At 55.4% G+C, this 23,378-nt stretch carries 18 protein-coding genes; 10 read left to right on the top strand and 8 right to left on the bottom strand.

The features are described from left to right. Positions 1-9 precede the first annotated feature (9 nt). Both K6958_RS07955 and rlmKL read right to left on the bottom strand, forming a co-directional pair. Entirely contained in the window at positions 10-1,929 is a 1,920-nt protein-coding gene (locus K6958_RS07955; protein ID WP_249894136.1) for an ABC transporter ATP-binding protein, read from the bottom strand. Between the two features lie 5 nt (positions 1,930-1,934). After that, positions 1,935-4,046 (bottom strand): bifunctional 23S rRNA (guanine(2069)-N(7))-methyltransferase RlmK/23S rRNA (guanine(2445)-N(2))-methyltransferase RlmL, encoded by a 2,112-nt coding sequence (rlmKL, locus tag K6958_RS07950; protein WP_249894135.1) that lies wholly within the window; start codon positions 4,044-4,046, stop codon positions 1,935-1,937. Positions 4,047-4,182: 136 nt separating this feature from the next. Between rlmKL and K6958_RS07945 the strand changes: the two genes are divergently transcribed. Beyond that, positions 4,183-5,292, top strand: a complete 1,110-nt coding sequence (locus tag K6958_RS07945) for a YcbX family protein (RefSeq protein WP_249894134.1) — start codon at positions 4,183-4,185, stop codon at positions 5,290-5,292. A 13-nt stretch (positions 5,293-5,305) separates the two neighbouring features. Here K6958_RS07945 and K6958_RS07940 read toward each other — a convergent pair whose 3' ends face one another. Together K6958_RS07940 and pyrD are read right to left on the bottom strand one after the other, a co-directional pair. Beyond that, positions 5,306-5,851, bottom strand: a complete 546-nt coding sequence (locus tag K6958_RS07940) for a cell division protein ZapC (protein ID WP_249894133.1) — start codon at positions 5,849-5,851, stop codon at positions 5,306-5,308. A gap of 197 nt (positions 5,852-6,048) precedes the next feature. Next, on the bottom strand, positions 6,049-7,059 hold the full coding sequence (gene pyrD / locus K6958_RS07935) for a quinone-dependent dihydroorotate dehydrogenase (protein ID WP_249894132.1): 1,011 nt from the start codon (positions 7,057-7,059) through the stop codon (positions 6,049-6,051). A 244-nt stretch (positions 7,060-7,303) separates the two neighbouring features. On the opposite strand from pyrD, the gene ssuE reads away from it, so the two are divergent. Genes ssuE through ssuB form a run of 5 tightly spaced genes read left to right on the top strand, consistent with a single transcriptional unit; the run spans position 7,304 to position 11,570 of the window. Further along, complete coding sequence (gene ssuE, locus K6958_RS07930; RefSeq protein ID WP_249894131.1) at positions 7,304-7,855, top strand: NADPH-dependent FMN reductase; 552 nt, start codon at positions 7,304-7,306, stop codon at positions 7,853-7,855. A gap of 9 nt (positions 7,856-7,864) precedes the next feature. Then, positions 7,865-8,824 (top strand): sulfonate ABC transporter substrate-binding protein, encoded by a 960-nt coding sequence (locus K6958_RS07925; protein ID WP_434085196.1) that lies wholly within the window; start codon positions 7,865-7,867, stop codon positions 8,822-8,824. Positions 8,825-8,839: 15 nt separating this feature from the next. Next, on the top strand, positions 8,840-9,985 hold the full coding sequence (ssuD, locus tag K6958_RS07920) for an FMNH2-dependent alkanesulfonate monooxygenase (protein WP_249894130.1): 1,146 nt from the start codon (positions 8,840-8,842) through the stop codon (positions 9,983-9,985). A gap of 11 nt (positions 9,986-9,996) precedes the next feature. Then, positions 9,997-10,785, top strand: a complete 789-nt coding sequence (ssuC, locus tag K6958_RS07915; protein ID WP_249894129.1) for an aliphatic sulfonate ABC transporter permease SsuC — start codon at positions 9,997-9,999, stop codon at positions 10,783-10,785. After that, a complete protein-coding gene (ssuB, locus tag K6958_RS07910) occupies positions 10,782-11,570 on the top strand; it encodes an aliphatic sulfonates ABC transporter ATP-binding protein (RefSeq protein WP_249894128.1) in 789 nt (262 codons plus the stop codon). The genes ssuC and ssuB overlap by 4 nt, the downstream gene beginning before the upstream one ends. 95 nt (positions 11,571-11,665) lie before the next feature. Here the strand turns inward: ssuB and pepN are convergent, their stop codons facing one another. Beyond that, on the bottom strand, positions 11,666-14,281 hold the full coding sequence (pepN, locus tag K6958_RS07905; RefSeq protein WP_249894127.1) for an aminopeptidase N: 2,616 nt from the start codon (positions 14,279-14,281) through the stop codon (positions 11,666-11,668). Between the two features lie 252 nt (positions 14,282-14,533). On the opposite strand from pepN, the gene pncB reads away from it, so the two are divergent. The 4 genes from pncB (at position 14,534) to K6958_RS07885 (ending at position 20,104) form a co-directional block, all read left to right on the top strand. Next, positions 14,534-15,739 (top strand): nicotinate phosphoribosyltransferase, encoded by a 1,206-nt coding sequence (gene pncB / locus K6958_RS07900; RefSeq protein ID WP_249894126.1) that lies wholly within the window; start codon positions 14,534-14,536, stop codon positions 15,737-15,739. Between the two features lie 196 nt (positions 15,740-15,935). Continuing rightward, a complete protein-coding gene (gene asnS / locus K6958_RS07895; protein ID WP_249894125.1) occupies positions 15,936-17,336 on the top strand; it encodes an asparagine--tRNA ligase in 1,401 nt (466 codons plus the stop codon). Positions 17,337-17,636: 300 nt separating this feature from the next. Further along, positions 17,637-18,728, top strand: coding sequence for a porin OmpF (ompF, locus tag K6958_RS07890; RefSeq protein ID WP_277614720.1), 1,092 nt, complete (start codon positions 17,637-17,639; stop codon positions 18,726-18,728). 185 nt (positions 18,729-18,913) lie between these two features. Next, positions 18,914-20,104: an amino acid aminotransferase gene (locus tag K6958_RS07885; RefSeq protein WP_249894124.1), complete on the top strand. Its 1,191-nt coding sequence runs from the start codon at positions 18,914-18,916 to the stop codon at positions 20,102-20,104. A gap of 48 nt (positions 20,105-20,152) precedes the next feature. On the opposite strand, the gene K6958_RS07880 is transcribed toward K6958_RS07885, so the two are convergent. From K6958_RS07880 to ldtD, 3 genes are all read right to left on the bottom strand, one after another. Continuing rightward, positions 20,153-20,782, bottom strand: coding sequence for an MBL fold metallo-hydrolase (locus K6958_RS07880; RefSeq protein WP_249894123.1), 630 nt, complete (start codon positions 20,780-20,782; stop codon positions 20,153-20,155). A gap of 40 nt (positions 20,783-20,822) precedes the next feature. Beyond that, on the bottom strand, positions 20,823-21,377 hold the full coding sequence (mepK, locus tag K6958_RS07875; RefSeq protein WP_249894122.1) for a peptidoglycan L,D-endopeptidase MepK: 555 nt from the start codon (positions 21,375-21,377) through the stop codon (positions 20,823-20,825). A 185-nt stretch (positions 21,378-21,562) separates the two neighbouring features. Then, a complete protein-coding gene (gene ldtD, locus K6958_RS07870) occupies positions 21,563-23,368 on the bottom strand; it encodes a L,D-transpeptidase (RefSeq protein ID WP_249894121.1) in 1,806 nt (601 codons plus the stop codon). Between the last annotated feature and the right edge of the window lie 10 nt (positions 23,369-23,378).

The following is a 23,378-nucleotide window of genomic DNA, read 5'->3' as shown; positions in this document are numbered from 1 at the left end:
CTCCCGATTTCAGCCGCCGTTTTTCAGCGATTCAAGATATTCCCAGCGTTCAAATGCGGTTTCCAGCTGCTGCTCCGCCTCCGCCAGCGCAGAAATGACCGGCTGCGTTTTCTCATGCGGTTGGGTGAAAAAGTTCGCATCCGCCATTTGTAGCTGCAGCTGCTCTATCCTGTTTTCCAGCGCCTCAAGCTGCTGCGGCAGCTGATCCAGCTCACGTTGCAGCTTATAGCTTAGCTTAGTGCTGGCGGGTTTTGCCTCGCTTTTAAGCGGATCATTTTTTGTCGGTTTTTCCGCCGTTGCTTTCACTGCCGGCGCGGCGCGGCTCTGGCGCGAGGCGGCTCGCTGCTGTTGGGCATCATGATAGCCGCCGACAAAGGTACCGATATCGCCGTTGCCTTCAAAGATCCAGCATTCGGTTACGGTGTTATCAACAAATTGACGATCGTGGCTCACCAACAGCACGGTGCCCTGATAGCCGTCGATCAGCTCTTCCAGCAGCTCCAGCGTTTCCACATCCAGATCGTTGGTTGGCTCATCGAGGATCAGCAGATTGCTGGGCTTCAGGAACAGACGCGCCAGCAGCAGACGGTTGCGCTCTCCGCCGGAAAGCGCCCTGACCGGCGTCATCGCCCGCTTCGGATGGAACAGAAACTCCTGCAGATAGCCCAGAACGTGACGCGGCTTACCGTTGACGATCACTTCCTGTTTGCCTTCCGCGAGGTTATCCATCACCGTGCGATCCGGATCGAGGATCGCGCGGTGCTGGTCGAAATAGGCCACTTCCAGTTTGCTACCGCTATGCACGCGGCCGCTGTCCGCCTGCAGTTGCCCCAGCATCAGTTTCAGCAGCGTGGTTTTACCGCAGCCGTTAGGGCCAATCAGCGCAATTTTATCGCCGCGCTGTACCTGGGCGCTAAAGTCTCTTACCAACGTGCGATCGCCGATACTGTAATTAACGTTTTCCAGCTCAAAGACGATTTTGCCGGAGCGTGAAGCCTCTTCAACCTGCATCTGCGCTTTGCCCATCACCTCGCGTCGTTCTGAACGTTCCCGACGCAGCGCTTTCAACGCACGTACACGGCCTTCGTTACGGGTACGACGCGCTTTAATTCCCTGGCGGATCCACACCTCTTCCTGCGCCAGTTTGCGATCGAATTCAGCGTTTTGCATCTCTTCAACGCGCAGCGCCTCCTCTTTCCCTTCCAGGTATTTGTCATAGTCGCCCGGCCAGGAAACCAGCTTGCCGCGATCGAGATCGACAATACGCGTCGCCATATTGCGGATAAAAGAACGGTCATGGGAAATAAAGACGATGCTGCCCTGGAAGGTTTTCAGGAAGTTTTCCAGCCAGTCGATGGTTTCAATATCCAGATGGTTGGTCGGCTCATCCAGCATCAACACGCGCGGATTGCTGACCAGCGCGCGTCCCAGCGCCGCCTTACGCAGCCAGCCGCCGGAAAGCGACGACAGCTCCACCTCCGGCTCCAGGCCGATCTGTTGCAGCACATCGTTAATGCGCGACTCCAGCTGCCACAGATTATGGTGATCCAGCAGGGACTGCAGACGCGCCATCTCATTGAGGTTTTTCTCGCTGGGGTCGTTCATCACTACATGCGAAATCGCGTGATAGGCTTTCAGGTGCTCCGCCTGTTCGGCGACGCCCTCGGCCACGAAATCATACACCGTGCCGGCGATATTACGCGGCGGATCCTGTTGCAGGCGCGCCACCACCAAATCCTGCTCATAAATTATGCGGCCATCATCCAGCGGCTGTTCGCCGTTAATGATTTTCATCAGCGTGGATTTACCGGCGCCGTTGCGCCCGACCAGACAAACGCGCTCGTTCTCTTCGATATGCAGTTCGGCATAATTCAGCAGCGGCGCATCGCTGAACGAAAGGTAGGCATTGTGAATACTAATCAGTGACATACAGCTTATTCCTTACCGGCGTGCGTAATCAGCCAGCAGTTGTGAATATGGCGGTTGCGGGCAAAATCCTGCGACTGCGTTTTTGCGGTGATCTCCTGAGCCTGCAGGCCGAGTCCGGCCAGCCCCTGATGATCCATTTTGAAACCGCGCTTGTTATTCGAGAACATAATGGTGCCGCCCGCGCGCAGCAGGCGTTTCAGATCGCGCATCAGTTGCAAATGATCGCGCTGCACATCAAAGCTCTCTTCCATACGTTTTGAGTTAGAGAAAGTCGGCGGATCGATAAAGATCAGATCGAACTGTTCCTGGCTTTCACGCAGCCAGCTCAGGCAATCCGCCTGCATCAGACGATGCTGACGACCGCTGAGGCCGTTTAAACGCATATTGCGTTCCGCCCACTCCAGATAGGTACGCGACATATCCACAGTGGTAGTAGAACGCGCACCGCCCAGTCCGGCATGCACGCTGGCGCTACCGGTATAGGCAAACAGATTGAGAAAATCTTTGCCTTTGCTCATTTGCCCCAGCATCCGGCGGGCAAGACGGTGATCGATAAACAGGCCGGTATCGAGATAGTCGGTAAGGTTGACCCAGAAGCGGGCGTTAAACTCGCGTACTTCAAAGTATTCGCCTTTCTCGCCCAGTTTTTGATACTGGCTTTTGCCCTTCTGCTTTTCACGGGTTTTCAGCACCAGGCGGTTCGCCGGCAGCTCCAGCACCGTTAGCGTGGCGCTAATCACGTCAAACAGACGCTGGCGCGCCTTCATGGCATCAATGGTTTTCGGCGGCGCATACTCCTGAATCACTACCCAGTCAGCATAGCGATCGACGGCCACGTTATATTCCGGCAAATCGGCGTCATACAGGCGATAGCACTCAATGCCCTCCTGACGCGCCCACTTATCCAGCTTCTTCATATTTTTGCGTAAACGGTTGGCGTAATCTTCCGCTATCTGAGCCGGAACGCCGTCGCCGCTGGTCGCCGCCAACTGATAGTTTTTCTGTACGCAGTCCAGCGGGCCGTTTTTCGCTTTAAACTGGCGATCGGCGCGCAGCTGTAAACAGCTCAGCAGATCCGGCGAGGCGCTAAACAGCGAAAGATGCCAGCCGCCGAACTGGCTTTTCATCACGCGTCCCAGCAGGCTGTGCAGGGCGATCAGCGCCGGCTCGCTTTCCAGACGTTCGCCGTACGGCGGGTTACTGATCACGGTGCCGGTCGGTCCCTGCGGCAGCGGGTTGCTGAGCTGCGCAACATCCTGCACCGCAAAAGTGAACAGATCGGCCACGCCGGCGCGACGGGCGTTGCCGCGCGCGCGCTCCAGCACGCGCTCATCATTATCGTAGCCAAAGAAACGCGAAGACGTTTGCGCAATGCCCTGGCGGGCGCGGGTTTGCGCTTCGTCAATCAGCTCACGCCACAGCTCAGGCTGATGCGCTTTCCAGCCGTGAAAACCCCAGTGACGGCGGTTCAGACCCGGCGCGCGATCGCTGGCGATCAACGCTGCCTCGATCAGCAGTGTGCCGGAGCCGCACATTGGATCAAGCAGCGGCGTGCCCGGCAGCCAGCCGGAACGCAGCACCGTCGCCGCCGCCAGGTTTTCTTTCATCGGCGCAAGGCCGGTTTGCTGGCGATAACCGCGCTGATGCATCCCTTCTCCGCTCAGGTCGAGGGCAATACTGGCGGTATCTTTATTTAGCCAGACGTTAATACGCACGTCCGGCTGTTCACGATCGACATCCGGACGCGGAAGATTTTTACGGGTGAAGCTGTCGACGATTGCATCCTTCACTTTCAATGCGCCAAACTGACTGTTGCGAATCGCTTCGTTAGTGCCGCTAAAATGCACGGCGAAGGTGCCGTCAATCAGATTAGTCCAGTCAATCGCCTGTGCGCCGAGGTAGAGATCGAGATCGCTGTATACCGAGCATTCGCTGAGCGGCAGCAGAATACGCGACGCCAGCCGGCTCCACAGCAGGCTGCGGTACATTAAACGATCGTCTCCCTGAAAATGTACGCCGCCCTGGACCACCTGTAGGTTCTGTGCCCCCAGCGTTTCCAGTTCACTCTTTAATAGCTCTTCGAGCCCACGCGCCGTACTGGCAAACAGAGAATTCATATCGTCACTTACAGTATTAGGAAAATTGTTGCGCATTATAGCTAATCACCGCCGCATGTCATAAAGTTAGCTTCCTTTAGCCGCAGATTCCTGCTGTCGTGGCCAGGCGCCCCGATAGCGCAGCACGGAGAGCTCTATGATCGTCCTGTCACGCCTGTTTATTCATCCGGTTAAATCGATGCGCGGGCTACAGCTTTCGCATGCTCAGGTACAAGAGAGCGGATTGGCTTTTGACCGCCTGTTTATGTTGACGACGCAGGACGGCACCTTTATTACTGCCCGCCAGTATCCGCAGCTGGTGCAGTTTATTCCAGCGCCGATCCCGGATGGGCTGTGGCTGCAGGCGCCGGATAACAGCCGCGCCGCCCTGCGCTTTAGCGACTTCCAGCCGCAGGAGGCCGCGACCGAAGTCTGGGGCAACCACTTTACCGCCCGTATCGCGCCGCAGCCGATCAATGAATGGCTGAGCGGGTTCTTCCCCATTCCGGTACAGCTGCGCTGGACCGGTCCGGAGATGACGCGGCGGGTGAAGCGCCGGCCGCAGGTGCCGCTTGGCTTTGCCGATGGCTACCCTTTTTTGCTGATGAACGAGGCCTCGCTCTACGATTTGCAGCAGCGCTGCCCGGCCAGCGTGCGTCTGGAGCAGTTTCGTCCGAACCTGGTGGTTACCGGCGCGCGCGCCTGGGAAGAAGACAGCTGGCAGCGTCTGCGCATCGGTGAGATCGAGTTTGAGGTCGCCAAGCCGTGCAGCCGCTGTATTTTTACCACCATCAGCCCGGAGCGTGGGGAAAAACATCCCAACGGCGAACCGCTGAAAACGCTGCAAGGCTTCCGCAGCGCGCAGGATGGCAGCGGCGATGTGGATTTTGGCTTGAATTTGCTGGCCTGCAACAGCGGCGTGATACGCGCGGGCGATACGCTGGAGGTGATAGCCACGCAGCCGGCGCGCAGCTATGGCGCGGGTCGGGTCGTCGAGACGCTGGCGGTAAAAGAGGAAGCGGAGAAAAGCGTCACCATCCGCTACCGCGGCAGCAGCTTTAGCGGCAATAATCAGCAGCTGTTGCTGGAGCAGCTGGAAATGCAGGGCCACCGCATTCCCTATTCCTGCCGCGCCGGTCTGTGCGGCAGCTGTAAAATGCAGCTGGTTTCCGGCAAGGTCAAAGCGTTAAAGCAGGATGCCATCCGCAGTGACGGCACCGTTTTAAGCTGCAGCTGTATTCCGGACGGCGATATCGAGCTGGCGTAAAGCGCCGAAACGCTTAGCCCGCCCAGGCGTAACGCTGCGCCTGTTCCGCCTGCCACGGCTGCAGGCGGTCATGCATAATTTTAATCGCATCGCCCAGCACCATGGTTTTACCGGCGACCTGCAGCTCAGGCTGGGCCAGCACGCAAAGCGCGGCGTTTTCGCCCGCCTCGATAACCAGCATCCTCGCCTCTTCGCCGTTTTCTTCCAGCGTAACCGTCACCAGATCGCTGACGCCCGGCTGCCAGAATGAACGCTGGCAAACGCGAAAGTGCCAGCTTTTCGGCATCAGCGGCTTCATAAAGCGCCAGGCCACCAGCGCATTTAATAACAAGTCATCACACTGTTCTTCGCTGAGCGTCGTTTCACGGCAGCTTTCTTGCCAGGCATAAAACTGCGCCGCATCGTCAACATTAAACACCGCCTCGTTAAAGGCGTCCGGCGTTAACATTTTGCGGGAAAAACGAGAGCGAAACAGCATACCATCCGCTAAGTCGAGCATCATACGATCCTGCTCTGCATCGAAAAACCAACGCCATTTGTCGTCAGGTTTTATCTTCATGGTTTGCCTTACTACAGTTGAGGGTTGCAAAAACAGGCTGATTTATTGTCCGATGCCAATTGAGCCGACCCCGGACAGCACATAAAAAGGAATTAACCTGCCGCGAATAATATTATCCTGAAACGAACAAGGAATAGACAAAATATAAACCAGCCGGAAACAGATTAAAAGCCCCCGGCCAGATTCTGCAAGAAAGGTCAGAGATGAGTCACAATCTCTTTTACTAAATCCGGGCCTTTATAAATAAAACCGGAATAAATTTGTACCAGCGTCGCCCCGGCGGCCATTTTTTCGCGCGCCGCCATTAGCGAATCAATGCCGCCCACGCCAATAATCGGCACTCTTTCCTGCAGCTCCTGCGACAGACGGCGAATCACTTCGGTGCTGCGTAACTGTACCGGGCGTCCACTTAAACCGCCTGCCTCTTCGCTATATTTCAATCCGCTCACCAGCGAGCGATCCAGCGTGGTATTAGTGGCGATTACGCCATCAATTTGATGGCGAACCAGGCTATCGGCAATCTGTACCAATTCTTCTTCGGAAAGATCGGGCGCAATTTTTACCGCAACCGGCACATATTTCAGATGACGCTTTTCCAGAATCTTCTGCTGTGCTTTTATTGCCATCAGCAAATCGTCCAGCGCCTCGCCATATTGCAGGGTGCGTAAACCCGGCGTATTCGGCGATGAGATATTAACCGCAATATAACCGGCATACGGGTAGACTTTTTCCATACAGGCCAAATAATCATCTTTGCCCTGCTCTACCGGCGTATCTTTATTTTTGCCGATATTGATGCCTAATACGCCATTGAAGCTGGCGCGCTTGACGTTTTCAACCAGCTGATCCACCCCCAGATTATTAAACCCCATCCGGTTAATGATCCCTTCGGCTTCAATCAGGCGGAACAGTCGCGGCTTATCATTACCCGGCTGTGGACGGGGCGTGACCGTTCCCACTTCAACAAAGCCGAAGCCCATCGCGCCGAAAGCATCAATGCATTCGCCGTTTTTATCCAGCCCGGCCGCCAGGCCAAGCGCGTTTTTAAACGTTAGCCCCATACACTTCACAGGCCGGGCAGGCAAACGCTGGCGAATTAAGCCCTCCAGCGGCGTGCCGCCAATGCGGCGCAGCTGCTGCAACGTCAGTTCATGGGCGTGTTCAGCGTCGAGACGGAACAAGGCTTTACGTGCGAGGGGGTAAAACATGGACTCTCCTGAATTCCCGGTGGCAAACGGGGCGGTATTATCCGGTATAACCGCCATAAAAAGCCAGAATTGTTAAACTGGCGCCTCAGTTAACCCGCTTTTCCCCTTCTCTGTTCTGCTTTAGCGCAAAAATAGCTTTTTATTGCCGGATAAATCATTTAAAGGCCGCCGTTGGCTCTGTCAGGATGCAGCTATAAGTTCTCAATAACCTTTAATCAATAACTAAATGTTATAAGGAGTGGCTATGCGCGTTATTACTCTGGCGGGAAGCCCGCGTTTTCCCTCGCGGTCCACGGCGCTATTGACGCTGTGTCAGCAGGCGCTTGAACAGCGTGGCGTGGAGGTGACGCCGTGGAATCTACATAACTTCCGTCCGGAGGATCTGCTGTACGCGCGTTTCGATTCCCCTGCTCTGCTGGCGATGAAAGAGGATCTGGCCGCGGCGGATGGCGTAATTGTCGCCACGCCGGTCTATAAGGCCTCTTTCTCCGGCGCGCTGAAAACGCTGCTGGATCTGCTGCCGGAACGCGCGCTGGAACATAAAGTCGTGCTGCCGCTGGCAACCGGCGGCACGCTGGCTCATATGCTGGCGGTAGATTATGCCTTAAAGCCGGTGCTTAACGCGCTGAAGGCGCAGGAAGTGCTGCATGGCATTTTTGCCGACGACAGCCAGATCGCCCATTACGACCGGCAGCCGGAATTGAGCGATCTGTTGGCTGCACGGCTGGATGATGCGTTAAGCACCTTCTGGTTCGCCTTGCAGCGACGTGAAGCGCGTCTGGCTGATGTGGTTTAGGAGGCACGCATGCTACGTTTTTCTCAACCGTTAGTTGGCGCGCTGCTGATGGCGTTGCTCAGCATCAGTACCACGCTACAGGCCGCCAACCAGGATCCAGAGGCGATTCGCATCGGCTATCAAAAAGGGTCGGTCAGCATGGTGCTGGCTAAATCCCACCAGCTGCTGGAACAGCGCTATCCGCATACCCAGATTCGCTGGATCGAGTTCCCTGCCGGCCCGCAAATGCTGGAAGCGCTAAACGTGGGCAGTATCGATTTAGGCAGCACCGGCGATATTCCGCCGCTATTTGCCCAGGCGGCAGGCGCTGACCTGCTGTATGTCGGATCCGAGCCGCCGAAGCCGCGGGCCGAAGTGATTCTGGTCGCCGATAACAGCCCGATCAAAAAGGTCGCCGATCTGAAGGGGCGTAAAGTCGCCCTGCAGAAAGGCTCCAGCTCGCATAATTTGCTGCTGCGCGCGCTGCAACAGGCAGGGCTGAGCTTTAAGGATATTCAGCCGGTCTGGCTGACGCCTGCCGATGCCCGCGCCGCTTTTCAGCAGGGCAATGTCGATGCCTGGGCCATCTGGGATCCTTATTACTCTGCGGCGCTACAGCAGGGCCATGTGCGGGTGCTTACCGATGGCAGCGCGCTCAATCTCACCGGTTCTTTTTACCTGGCGACACGCAGCTATGCCGAGGCCCACGGCGAATTTATTCAGTCGGTACTGGATATTTTTAGCCAGGCGGACGCCCTGACCCAAAGCCAGCGCGCGGAAAGCGTCAGGCTGCTGGCGCAAAGCATGGGCCTGCCGGAGAGCGTGATCGATAGCTATCTCGATCATCGTCCGCCGACCCGCATTACGCCGGTTAACGAAACCACCGTCCAGGCGCAGCAGCATACCTCCGATCTCTTCTATCAAAACCATCTGCTTCCCGTGAAGCTCGACGTCACCAGCCATATCTGGCGTGGCGCAACCGTTCAGTGAATAAGGAGAATTATTATGACGTTATCCGTATTCTGGTTTTTACCTACCCATGGCGACGGTCACTATCTTGGCACGGCGGAAGGCGCTCGCCCGGTCGACCACGGTTATTTGCAACAGATAGCTCAGGCGGCGGATCGTTTAGGCTTTGGCGGCGTGCTTATCCCGACCGGTCGCTCCTGTGAAGATGCCTGGCTGGTCGCCGCGTCGCTGATTCCGGTAACGCAACGGCTGCGTTTTCTGGTCGCGCTGCGTCCCGGCGTGATTTCACCGACGCAGGCGGCCCGCCAGGCGGCCACGCTGGATCGGCTTTCTAACGGCCGCGCGCTGTTTAATTTGGTCACAGGCGGCGATCCGGAAGAGCTGGCGGGCGACGGCATTTTTCTCGACCATACCGAACGCTATGCGGAATCTGCCGAGTTTACCCGCATCTGGCGACGGGTGCTGGAAGGGGAAACCGTAGATTATCAGGGGGATTATCTGCAGGTGCGCGGCGCCAGGCTGATGTTTAAACCCGTTCAACAGCCGCGCCCGCCGCTGTGGTTCGGCGGTTCTTCACCGGTGGCGCAGGATCTGGCGGCCGAACAGGTAGATGTTTATCTGACCTGGGGCGAACCGCCAGCGCTGGTCAAAGAGAAGCTCGCGCAGGTGCGCGCCAAAGCCGCAGCGCAGGGCCGCCAGGTACGCTTCGGTATTCGCCTGCATGTCATCGTGCGTGAAACCAATAGCGAAGCCTGGCAGGCCGCAGAACGGCTGATATCGCATCTGGATGACGCCACGATCGCCAAAGCGCAGGCGGCGCTGGCGCGTACCGATTCGGTGGGCCAGCAGCGCATGGCCGCGCTGCATCAGGGGCGCCGCGATAAACTGGAGATCAGTCCTAACCTGTGGGCGGGCGTCGGCCTGGTGCGCGGCGGCGCCGGCACCGCGCTGGTAGGCGATGGCCCCACGGTGGCGGCGCGTATGCAGGAGTATGCCGATCTCGGCATTGAAACCTTTATTCTCTCCGGCTATCCGCATCTGGAAGAAGTGTATCGGGTCGGCGAACTGCTGTTCCCTCATTTGGATCTGGCGGTGCCGGAGATCCCCGCGGCGCGCCAGGTTCAGGCGTACGGCGAGGCGGTAGCGAATGATTTCGCCCCGCAGAAAGTGTCACAAAGCTAAAGGAGCCGCGGATGAGCATTAAACTGAGTTCCCGACATCCGCTGGTGCCGTGGCTGTTGCCGGTGGCGCTGCTGGCAATCTGGCAAATCGCTTCACAGACCGGTTGGCTTTCCACGCGTATTCTGCCTGCGCCACAAAGCGTGGTGCTGACGTTCTGGCATCTCAGCGCCAGCGGCGAGCTATGGCAGCATCTGGCGATCAGTAGCTGGCGGGCGCTCACCGGCTTTGCCATCGGCGGCGCCCTGGGTCTGACGCTGGGGCTGCTCGCCGGCGCTTCCCACTGGGGCGAGCGCCTGCTGGATACCTCAGTGCAGATGTTACGCAATATTCCGCATCTGGCGCTGATCCCGTTGGTTATTTTGTGGTTCGGCATTGATGAGGCGGCCAAGATTTTCCTGGTTGCGCTCGGCACGCTGTTTCCGGTCTACCTCAATACTTTTCACGGCATCCGTAATATCGATCGCGGGCTGGTGGAGATGGCGCGCAGCTATGGCCTTTCCGGCTGGCGCCTGTTTAGCGAGGTAATGCTGCCTGGCGCCCTGCCCTCGATTATGGTCGGCATACGCTTTGCGCTCGGTCTGATGTGGCTGACGCTGATTGTCGCAGAGACCATATCAGCCAACTCCGGCATCGGCTATCTGGCGATGAACGCCCGCGAGTTTTTACAAACGGATGTGGTGGTGGTCGCCATTATTCTTTATGCGCTGCTGGGCAAGCTGGCGGACGTCAGCGCCGTTCTGCTGGAACGTGCGTGGTTACGCTGGCATCCGGCTTATCAACAGAAGGAGGCGGTAATATGAATGCTGGCGCAACGCCATCACGACTTAATATCGGCACGCCCATCGGATTACAGGGCGTCAGCAAACGCTTTGGCGATCGTTCTATTCTGCAGGGCATCGATTTGCATATTCCTGCCGGTCAGTTTGTGGCGGTGGTTGGGCGCAGCGGCTGCGGCAAAAGCACGCTGTTGCGTCTGCTCGCCGGACTGGAGGCGCCGAGCGCAGGCGAGCTGCTGGCAGGCCAGGCGCCGCTTGCTTCAGCCCACGAAGAGACGCGGCTGATGTTTCAGGATGCCCGGTTGCTGCCGTGGAAAAGGGTGATCGATAATGTTGGCCTGGGTTTGCGCGGAGACTGGCGTCCGGCGGCGTTGCAGGCGCTGGAAGCGGTCAATCTTGCCGATCGCGCCCGTGAATGGCCCGCTGCCTTATCGGGCGGCCAACGGCAACGCGTGGCGCTGGCGCGCGCGCTGATTCATCGCCCCGGTCTGCTGCTGCTGGATGAACCGCTGGGAGCGCTGGATGCCCTGACGCGTATCGAAATGCAGGAGCTGATTGAAAACCTCTGGCGTCAGCAAAATTTTACCGTGCTGCTGGTGACGCATGATGTCAGTGAGGCGGTGGCGTTAGCCGATCGGGTATTACTGATTGAAGAGGGAAAAATCGGGCTGGATTTAGTGATTGATTTACCCCGCCCACGCCGCCGCGGCTCGGTGCGGCTGGCGGAGCTGGAGGCAGAAGTGCTGGAACGGGTTATGCAGCGCGATCGGCCGATGGACGATCTGCCGCGCCATGCGTTCCGTAACTGAACTTCTCCACACCTTACGTCTTGTGCCTGAACATTTCCGCGCTTTGCGTGAAGCGCAGTAAAAAGGCGGCTACTGCCGCCTTTTTGCTTTCTGTATTACGCGCTTAGCGCCTTACTGATTTTCTCATACAGGTCGCCGGAGAGATTCTCCAGATCGCGCAGCTGTTCCAGCGCTTCGCGCATCATCCGCTGACGTTCGGCGTCGTAACGTTTCAGGCGAATCAGCGGCTCAATCATCCGCGCCGCCACCTGTGGGTTACGGCTGTTGAGATCGGTCAGCATCTCCACCAGGAAGCGATAACCGCTGCCGTCTTTAGCATGGAACGCCGCCGGGTTAGCCGAGGCGAAAGCGCCAATCAGCGAACGGACGCGGTTCGGGTTGCCCATGCTAAAAGAGCGATGGTTTAGCAGCGCACGCACGCGCGTCAGCACATCCAGCGACGGGCTGGTGGCCTGCAGCGTAAACCACTTATCCATCACCAGACCATCCTTATGCCAGCGCTCATCCCATGCGCTCAGCATCTCATCACGGCAGTCAAGCTGCGCCATCACCGCCGCCGTCAGCGCCGCCAGAGCATCGGTCATGTTGTTAGCCTGCTGATACTGCGCCTGCACCAGACGGTTTGCCAGCGTAGCATCGCCCAGCGCCAGATAGCTCAGGCAGACATTTTTCAGCGCCCGTTTACCGATATCCGCATGTTCAACGCGATACTCCGGCGTCTGATAAGCGTTATAAATCGCCAACCACTCATCGGCCAGCTCAACCGCCAGCGTACGCATCAGCGCATCGCGCACCGCGGCGTTGGCTTCCGGATCGATGGTATCGAACAGGCCGGCAATTTCATTTTCGCTCGGTAAGGTCAGAATCAATGCCATTAACGCCGGATCGCTATGTTCATCCAGCAGCACCGCGCGGAACGCGTCAGCCACGTGCAGCGGCAGGGATAACGGCTGCCCCTGCTGGAAGCGCGCCACGTTGAGTTTGATATGTGTCGCCAGCAGGCTTTGCGCCGCATCCCAGCGCGCAAAATCATTGCGTGCATGACGCATCAGGAAGGTTAACTGGGCATCGCTCCAGCTGTAGTCCAGCTTAACCGGCGCGGAGAACTCACGCAGCAGCGAAGGCACCGGCTGGTGCCAAACCTTATCGAAAATAAAGGTCTGGAACTCTTCCGTCACGTTCAGAACATGATGGATCGACTCCCCATTGTGCTGAAGCGGAATCGGCTCGCCGTTATCGTCATATAGCTCAATATCCAGCGGAATATGCAGCGGCAGCTTCTCCTGCTGATCGGCGGTGGGCGGCGTCATCTGCGTAACGTGTAGCGTATATTGCTCCAGCTCCGGATTATAGTCGTCGCGGATAGTCAGCACCGGCGTGCCGGACTGGCTGTACCAGCGGCGGAACTGCGTCAGGTCGATATGAGAGGCGTCTTCCATCGCCTGGACAAAATCTTCACAGGTGGCGGCGCTGCCGTCATGACGCTCAAAATAGAGCTGCATCCCTTTCTGGAAGTTCTCTTCGCCCAGCAGCGTGTGCATCATACGGATCACTTCTGAACCCTTCTCATACACCGTCAGCGTATAGAAGTTGTTCATTTCAATTACCTGCTCGGGGCGAATCGGATGCGCCATCGGGCTGGCATCTTCCGCAAACTGCGCGCCGCGCATGATGCGCACATTATCAATGCGGTTTACCGCGCGCGAACCGAGATCGGAGCTGAACTCCTGATCGCGGAATACCGTCAGCCCCTCTTTCAGGCTGAGCTGGAACCAGTCGCGGCAGGTCACGCGGTTACCGGTCCAGTTATGGAAATATTCGTGGCCGATCACCGCTTCAATACCGAGATAATCTTTATCGGTGGCGGTTTCCGCCTTCGCCAGCACATATTTAGAGTTAAAGATGTTGAGACCTTTATTCTCCATCGCGCCCATATTAAAGAAATCCACCGCGACGATCATAAAGACGTCAAGGTCATACTCGAGGCCAAAGCGCTCCTCGTCCCATTTCATGCTGTTTTTCAGCGAGGTCATCGCCCAGTCGGCCCGATCGAGATTGCCACGATCGACGTAAATTTCCAGCGCGACATCGCGGCCGGAGCGCGTGGTAAAACTGTCGCGCAAGAGATCGAAATCACCGGCCACCAGCGCAAACAGATAGCAAGGTTTAGGGAACGGGTCCTGCCATTTAATCCAGTGGCGGCCATCGTCCATCTGTCCGGCATCCACGCGGTTGCCGTTGGAGAGCAGGAATGGATAACGCGCCCGGTCGGCGATCAGCGTGGTGGTGAAGCGGGCCAGCACATCCGGACGATCCAGATACCAGGTAATATGACGGAAGCCTTCCGCCTCGCACTGCGTACAGAGCGCCTCGCCGGATTGATATAATCCTTCCAACGCGCTGTTTTTATCCGGGTGAATATCGTTGACGATTTGCAGCGTAAAATTGTCCGGCAGGCCGGTCAGCACCAGCGCGCCCTCTTCCAGGCGATAAGCGTCCCACGGCTGGTCATCAACCGTCAGCGAAACCAACGTTAATTCTCCGCCGTCAAGACGCAGCTCGGCCTGATTATCGCCAAGGCGTTTAACCCTGCTGACAGCGGTAACGCGGGTAACGCTGGCGTCCAGATTAAAGGTCAGGTCGATATCGGTGATGGTGTAATCTGGCGCCCGGTAATCATGGCGGTACTTTACTTGCGGCTTTTGCGTCATAAACTCTTCTCGTATCAACAATGGTTTAACCCGCTAAGTCTATTCCGGTTGCGTCCGGCTTGCCATGTTGAAACCCCGCTTTTCGCAGTTAATGCTACATCCTGTTTACAATGGCACGTTTCTCCTCGACCTCTCACCCGATTTTATGCTGTGATTGGCTTCTATTAATCTGCTGGCAGGTTATACTTTTTATCTTTGCGACCTGTTTACACCTACGGAAACGCCCCGCGCAAGAGGATGCTGAAACGCACCATGACACGATACGCTTCCCCGATTTTAACCACGATGCTTGATACCGATGCCTACAAGCTGCATATGCAACAGGCTGTGTTTCATCGCTATCATGACGTGACCGTTACCGCAGAGTTCCGTTGCCGGGGCGACGATCTGTTAGGTATCTATGCTGATGAAATCAAGTCCCAGATCGCGCTGATGAGCCAGCTGGCAATGACGGATGAGGAGTCGGCCTGGCTTGCCGGTCTGCCTTTTTTTAAACCTGACTACCTGGCGTGGCTGAAAGCGTTCCGTTATAACCCGGAGCAGGTGAAAGTGCGCAACCATGCGGGTAAGCTGGATATTCGCATCAGCGGGCCGTGGCGCGAAGTCATTATGTGGGAAGTTCCACTGCTGGCGTTGATTAGCGAAGTGGTTCATCGCCACCGTTCACCGCAGGCGACGCCGGAAATGGCTGTGGAACGCCTGCAGGAAAAAATCAGCGACTTTAAGCAGCTGACGCAGGATCTTGATATGTCGCGCTTCCGCCTGATGGATTTTGGCACCCGCCGCCGCTTTTCGCGCGATGTGCAGTTGGCGATCGTCAGCGCGCTTCAGCAGGATTTCCCCTGGCTGGTCGGCTCCAGCAACTATGATGTGGCCCGTCAGCTGGGCATCACGCCGGTCGGCACCCAGGCGCATGAGTGGTTTCAAGCGCATCAGCAAATCAGCCCGGTGCTGGCCAATAGCCAACGCGCGGCGCTGCAGGCCTGGCTGGATGAGTATGACGATCGGCTGGGCATTGCCCTGACGGATTGCATCACCATGGACGCTTTTCTGCGTGATTTCGGGCCTGGCTTCGCCAACCGCTACCAGGGACTGCGCCATGACTCGGGCGATCCGGTGGAATGGGGTGAAAAAGCGCTGGCGCATTATCAAAAGTTAGAGATCGATCCGCAGACCAAAACGCTGGTATTTTCCGATAACCTCGATTTCAACAAGGCATTGGATCTTTATCGCCACTTTGGCCAGCGCACCAACGTGGTTTTCGGCATCGGCACTCGCCTGACCTGCGATATCCCGGGCGTTAAGCCGCTTAATATTGTGATTAAGCTGGTGGAGTGCAACGGGAAGCCGGTCGCCAAACTCTCGGACAGCCCGGGCAAAACTATCTGCCAGGATAAAGCCTTTGTTCGCGCGCTACGTAAAGCCTTCGATCTCCCGTTAGTGAAAAAAGCCAGCTAACGGCCAATCGTCAGCGCGATTTTTCAGCGCGCTGACGAGCGTTTTCCCTGCTTATCTTGATTAATTCGCGAAATAAAAAGAAAACTGTTGCCCGACGGTGAATTCTGCTTGTGTCCTGCCGGACGGCAAGTAACATAGATTAGCCCTAAATTCGGGGTTAACCTGTTTATTTTCGAACTAATAAAGAGAGAACTTTATGAGCGTAGTGCCTGTAGCGGACGTACTGCTCGGCCAGGTTGCGGTTGGCGAAGAAGTCACCGTGCGCGGTTGGGTACGTACCCGAAGAGATTCAAAAGCCGGTATTTCCTTTGTCGCCGTGTATGACGGCTCCTGCTTTAATCCCGTTCAGGCTGTCGTCAATAATTCTCTGCCTAATTACCAGAGCGAAGTGCTGCGTTTAACGACCGGTTGTTCCGTTATCGTCACGGGCAACGTAGTTGAATCTCCGGGCCAGGGACAGAGTTTTGAGATTCAGGCGACGGCCGTTGAGGTAGTGGGTTGGGTAGACGATCCGGATACCTATCCGATGGCGGCAAAACGCCACAGCATTGAGTATCTGCGTGAAGTCGCTCACCTGCGTCCGCGTACCAATCTGATTGGCGCCGTGGCGCGCGTGCGCCATACGCTGGCTCAGGCGCTGCACCGCTTTTTCCATGAAAATGGCTATTTCTGGGTTTCCACGCCGCTGATCACCGCGTCCGATACCGAAGGCGCCGGTGAGATGTTCCGCGTCTCCACGCTGGATTTAGAGAACCTGCCGCGTAACGCGCAGGGCAAAGTCGATTTCAATGAAGATTTCTTTGGTAAAGAAGCGTTCCTGACGGTTTCCGGTCAGCTGAATGGCGAAACCTACGCCTGCGCCCTCTCCAAAATTTATACCTTCGGCCCTACCTTCCGTGCTGAAAACTCTAACACCAGCCGCCACCTGGCGGAATTCTGGATGCTGGAGCCGGAAATTGCCTTTGCTTCGCTGGATGATGCGGCGGACCTGGCGGAAGCGATGCTGAAGTATGTCTTTAAAGCGGTATTAAGCGAGCGCGCAGATGATATGGCGTTCTTTGCCGAGCGCGTGGATAAAGAAGCCGTTAGCCGTCTGGAAAAATTCGTCACGGCGGATTTTGCTCGTGTCGATTACACCGATGCGATCGATATTCTGTTAGCCAGCGGCCAGACATTTGAGAACCCGGTTGAATGGGGTATTGACCTCTCCTCCGAGCATGAGCGTTACCTGGCGGAAAAACACTTCCAGGCACCGGTGGTGGTGAAAAACTATCCCAAAGACATTAAGGCTTTTTATATGCGCCTTAATGAAGATGGTAAAACCGTGGCGGCGATGGACGTGCTGGCGCCGGGGATTGGTGAAATTATCGGTGGCTCCCAGCGTGAAGAACGCCTGGACGTCCTGGACCAGCGTCTCAATGAAATGGGCCTGAATAAAGAAGACTACTGGTGGTATCGCGACCTGCGCCGTTACGGCACCGTGCCCCACTCTGGTTTTGGTTTAGGCTTCGAACGTTTGATCGCTTATGTCACTGGCGTACAAAATGTAAGGGACGTTATACCTTTTCCACGTACCCCGCGTAACGCCAGTTTCTAATATCTGGCATTAAATATAAGAAATTCATATATATACAAAGGCTGACTCTGTCAGCCTTTTTTTATTTTTGTAAATTTTGAGTTGTCTCACAAAGTTCCCTTATTTTTACATTTTGTAATACATATTTTCTTTATGAAACTACTATTAGGGTTTAGTAGCATTTTCGGGGTAGAATTACCTGGCGGCGAATGGAAAGATGCCTGCAGACACAGGAAGACACCAAACTCTGATCAAGCCTTTGTAAAGAAATCTTGACGGCAGTGGCAGGTGTCCAAATAACTCCAATGAGGGTAATAAGAAATGATGAAGCGCAATATTCTGGCAGTGGTTATTCCTGCTCTGTTAGCTGCCGGAGCAGCCAATGCAGCAGAAGTTTATAATAAAGATGGTAACAAGCTGGATCTGTACGGCAAAGCGGTTGGTCTGCACTACTTCTCTGATGACGACGGCTATGCCGGCGATGGCGATCAATCTTATATTCGCCTGGGCTTCAAAGGCGAAACCCAGATTAACGACATGATGACCGGTTTCGGTCAATGGGAATATGAATTCAGCGCCAACAACTCTGAAGGCGAAGATGCTCAGGAAGGTAACAAAACCCGTCTGGGCTTTGCTGGTCTGAAATTCGGCAACTATGGCTCTTTCGATTACGGCCGTAACTACGGCATCGCTTATGATGCTCTGGCATGGACCGACGTCCTGCCTGAATTCGGCGGTGACTTCGCTCAGTCTGACACCATGACCAGCCGTACCGGCGGCGTGGCGACTTACCGTAACAGCAATTTCTTTGGTCTGGTTGATGGCTGGGACTTCGCAGTTCAGTATCAGGGCAAAAACGAGCGTGACGAGCTGCAGCGCTCTAACGGCGACGGCTACGGCTTCTCAACCTCTTATGTTTCACCGATCGGTGTTGGCATTGTAGGCTCTTATAGTTCTCAGGATCGCACTAATGACCAGAATACTGTTGCTGATCTGGGTCGCGGCGACCGTGCAGAGTTCTGGGGCACCGCGCTGAAATATGACGCGAACAATGTCTACCTGGCTGCAAGCTATGGTGAAGGCCGTAACGCTACCCGTATCTCTGGCACCATTGCTGGCGTCGGCGACGTATCTGGCTTCGCAAATAAAACTCAGGATATCGAACTGGTTGCACAGTATCAGTTTGATTTTGGTCTGCGTCCGTCTATCGCCTATGTGCAGACTAAAGGCAAAGACATTGAAGGCGTTGGCGACGTTGACCTGGTTAAATACTTTGAAGTGGGCGCAACCTACTACTTCAACAAAAACATGTCTACCTACGTTGACTACATCATTAACCAGATTGATGACGACAATGAGCTGGGAATCGGCTCTGGCGACACCGTAGCAGTAGGCCTGGTTTACCAGTTCTAAGTTCAGCCTGTCGCAGAACGTTACGTTCTTAAGGTTCAAAAACGGGGCTTTATGCCCCGTTTTTATTTGCCCTGTTCCCGCATTTTTATTCACGATTCTTTTTCTCGCAAACGGTTGGCATTTCCACTTTCTGGCGTTAACCTGAGGCTTCATTTCGCTTTTCTTGAAGCTTACGGACCTCTCACATGTTTGAAAATATCACTGCTGCACCCGCCGATCCTATTCTTGGTTTAGCCGATCTTTTCCGCAACGATGACCGCCCGAATAAAATCAACCTTGGCATCGGCGTCTATAAAGATGAAACCGGACAAACGCCAGTATTAACCAGCGTAAAGAAAGCCGAGCAGTATCTGCTGGAAAACGAAACCACAAAAAATTATCTCAGCATTGATGGCCTGGCTGACTTTGCCCGCTGCACCCAGGCGCTGCTATTTGGTCAGGATAGCGCGATTATTAGCGCAAAACGCGCCCGCACCGCGCAAACCCCTGGCGGAACCGGCGCCCTGCGCGTGGCCGCTGATTTTCTGGCGACGCAAACCGGCGCTAAGCGCGTCTGGATCAGCAACCCCAGCTGGCCAAACCACAAAAACGTCTTTAATTCTGCCGGCCTCGAAGTCTGCGAATATGATTATTACGATGCTGAAAACCATCAGCTCGATTTTGACGCAATGCTGGCCAGCCTGCGCGGCGCCAAAGCTGGCGACGTCGTGTTATTCCACGGCTGCTGCCATAACCCAACCGGAATCGATCCTACCGCAGAGCAGTGGTCTCAGCTGGCGGAACTCTCTAAGGCAAGCGGCTGGCTGCCGCTGTTTGATTTTGCCTACCAGGGCTTCGCACGTGGTCTGGAAGAAGATGCTGAAGGGCTGCGGATTTTTGCTGCCAGCCACCAGGAGCTGATTGTTGCCAGCTCATACTCGAAAAACTTTGGCCTTTATAACGAGCGTGTGGGCGCCTTTACGCTGGTAGCCGCAGAGGCAGGCGTAGCCGATACCGCGTTCAGCCAGGTCAAATATACCATCCGTGCGAACTACTCTAATCCGCCGGCGCACGGTGCTGCCGTAGTGGCGACTATTCTGGGTAACGACGCGCTGCGCGCTATCTGGGAGCAGGAGTTAACGGATATGCGTCAGCGCATTCATCGCATGCGCCAGCTTTTCGTTAATACGCTGCAGGAAAAAGGCGCTAACCGCGACTTCAGTTTTATTATTCGTCAGAACGGCATGTTCTCTTTCAGCGGGCTGAATAAAGATCAGGTTATTCGTCTGCGTGAAGAGTTTGGCGTGTATGCGGTGAATTCAGGTCGAGTTAACGTAGCAGGCATGACGCCAGATAATATGGCCGCGCTGTGCGAAGCCATTGTCGCCGTGCTATAAATCCAAAGGCAAAAAAATGGGCCCGCTGGCCCATTTTTTATTTACTGCTCAGATTAAAAAAGGATTACTGATGCGTTCACGGCCCAGGGTGGATATTGGCCCATGACCGGGAATAAAGGTAATATTATCGCCAAGCGGCAGCAGCTTATTTTTAATGGAATCAATCAGCGCCTGATGGCTTCCCTGCGGAAAGTCGGTACGTCCGACGCCACCATTAAATATCACGTCGCCGGAAATTAATAAGCGCCCGTCGCGATGGTAAAAGACAATATGTCCCGGCGTATGACCAGGGCAGTGCAAAACTTCCAGCGTTGCCTTACCGACTTTTACCGTTTCACCCTCTTCCAGCCAGCGATCGGGCGTTAACGGCGCGCATTCCGCCAGGCCAAACATTTGGCTTTGCGTAGGTAGCGCTTCCAGCCAGAAGGCATCCTGTTTTTGCGGCCCGATAATCTCTACGCCATAATAGGCGGCCAGCTCGGCGGCGGCACCCACATGATCAAGATGACCGTGGGTCAGCAGTATTGCGCTTATCTTAACGTTTTGCGCTTCAACCTGCTGTTTAATCAGTTCCGCATCGCCGCCGGGATCGACCAGCGCGGCCTCACGCGTTTCGCTGCACCAAATCAACGAGCAGTTCTGCGCGAACGCCGTGACGGGAATAATATGATAATCCATAAAGCTCCATGACCCGCTCAGCCGGCGGGCATTCTCTGCATTACCAGTGGCGCACCGGCCCGGTATCGATATGTACAAAGTTACTACGTGGATAATATCCTACACCACCCGCGCGCATTTTTAGCGCCGCTTTGCGAATATTACTCAGAGAAATACCTTCGATATGGAAATCCATCGCCTGCCCAAGTGTATGGTAGCTATGTTTCGCCACGCCGCTGCTTTTACTTTTTCCGCGCAGCATATTATTGGTGGCCAATGAGCGATAGCCAGAAATGAGCTGGATTGGTTTACGATTCTCCAGCATCGCCTGTAAGCGATAAAGTTGATCAAATAACGTTGGATCGATACTTTTAATTTTATTAGCCCGATAATCGCGGAAAAAATGATTCAGCCGCGCCAGCTCATCCGGATCGTAACTTGTCCCATTAAAAAACTCGGTTTTTAGTGTTTCACCGGTATGAAGATTATTAAGCGTAAGAATACGAGGACGAGAAGTCGAAACTGAGGCAAGAGCTGAGCCTGGAAGCAGCGCAAGCCCTGCTGCCGCACCACCAAAAACCAGCAGCTTACGACGTTGTGAATCAAAATTAGCCATAAATTGCGTTTACCTGAAAAAAGAAAGCGAACCGTGCAAAAAGTACACAAGTCCGCACCTTAACTGCCACTTCGAATGACGTCAAGGTAGTAAACGGCAGTAATGTGAGGATAAACGTAAATACCACTCATAAGCCGGCTGCCTGAAAGAACAGACAGCCGGGAAAAAGAGTCATGAATCAATAATTAAAGCAGTAGCTGACCGGCCTGAGTCAGGATGCGCGTACCTGACTGCGCGGTGGTGTCGTAATTGTAAATATCTGTGCGGAATTGTGTCTTGCCGTCATCAGCTACCCAGGCGGTAAGATAGAATAAATTAACCGGAACACGATGACGAATAGGCACATAGCGCGTATCGCCCTGCTGTAAACTGCTGGAGATACGTGCATTATTCCAGCCGGCATCCTGCAACAGTAAATTCGCTAATTCCGAGGCTTTATTTACCCGCACGCAACCTGAACTTAGCGCTCGAATATCTTTCTGAAAAAGATTATGGTTTGGCGTGTCGTGTAAATAGATTGCATCGGAGCTTGGCATATTGAATTTAAACCGTCCCAGCGAGTTATGGGCGCCTGGCGCCTGACGAATGCGATACGGGAAGGTCGCCGCCGAAACCATGCTCCAGTCAATCATGCTGGGATCGATGACCTCGGCGTCGTTGCTCCAGCCTGAAAGCAGTGTATAGCCGTGCTGATACAGGTAAGAGGGATCGCGCTTAACCTTGGGAATAATATCCTGCCGCACCAGCGTAGTGGGCACATTCCACGGTGGATTCAGCACCACATTATTCAACGCGCTGCGCATCAGCGGCGTTTTACGATCGGGACGGCCGACAATAACGCGCGACGATAAAATTTCGTTGCCGTCAGCGTAATAAACCAGCGAATAGTTGGCGATGTTCACCATGATGCCATTACGCATATCATCCGGCAGCAGGCGCAAACGCTGAATATTCAGCGCCAACAGCGAGGCGCGTAGCTGCGGCGAAACGTTTAACCATTCGCGCGTGCGTGGGCCGATCGCGCCGTCAGCTTCCAGACCCTGCCAGCGTTGAAAACGCTTCACCGCTTCAATCAGCGCCGGGCCATAAACATTGGCCTCAGTGGCGACCGGCTGTGACGCGGCAACATTACCTGGATTTTCCGGCGTTGCGGCCGGCACGTCGGCAACATTGGTCGCAGAAGGGCTGACGGTAGCCAGCTGGTCGCTCTGATTAGCGCTGTCAGACGCTACCGCATCCTCATTGGGCGCGGGTGCATCGTTAACCGACAGCATACCGGTACGCTGCAAAATCTCTTTTAGCGCTGGCACATCATCGCTGACCTGTCCGGGGCGCAGCGTCTGTTTATCCTTCAGCTGCGGCCACGGATGATTATCCGCCAGCAGCTGCTTCAGCGCGTTGTGCATGCGGATATACTGAGGATGCTGCGGCACTAATGAATTAACGAAGCTGTTCAAATGCCCGGCATCAACCGCCGCCAGCCACTGGTTAGTGACCGAAAGCGGCGGCAGCGCCATTTTGTAAGGCACCCGGCTATAGAGCCAGCTTTCGCCCTGCTTCGGCACGTTGGCAACAAATTGCAGATAACCCAGCATCGCATCCGATAACACAATATCGCGCGCCATACCGGTGATCTCAGGATCCGTTAATTGCTCTACCCACTGAGTAAACTGCGGCTGAACGCCAGAAATTGCTACTTCGGCCAGCTGCTGCTGGAATTGCTGTACCGCATCTTTGTCCTGCCAGAGAGGCTGCATCTGACGCGCAGCGTAGAGTGAGGCCAGCGTTCCGGTATAGAAAGGCTTCACGCCCTGCGGCAGTGCGGCCAACATTTGCTGTTGTCCTGCGGCCGCGCTCATGGTTTCACTGGCCCTTTCCACCGGAACCGCCGTAATGATCGCCGCCCCGGCGCCAGATATCTGTATCAGGCTGATTGCAACTGCCCAAGCCAGCGTTGTTTTTCGCATTGCTTTATATTTTGCCAGCAACATCCTTGCCCCC

It is taken from the genome of Mixta hanseatica, from assembly GCF_023517775.1.
GTDB lineage: Bacteria > Pseudomonadota > Gammaproteobacteria > Enterobacterales > Enterobacteriaceae > Mixta > Mixta hanseatica.
This window is presented reverse-complemented; position numbering and strand designations above follow the sequence as displayed.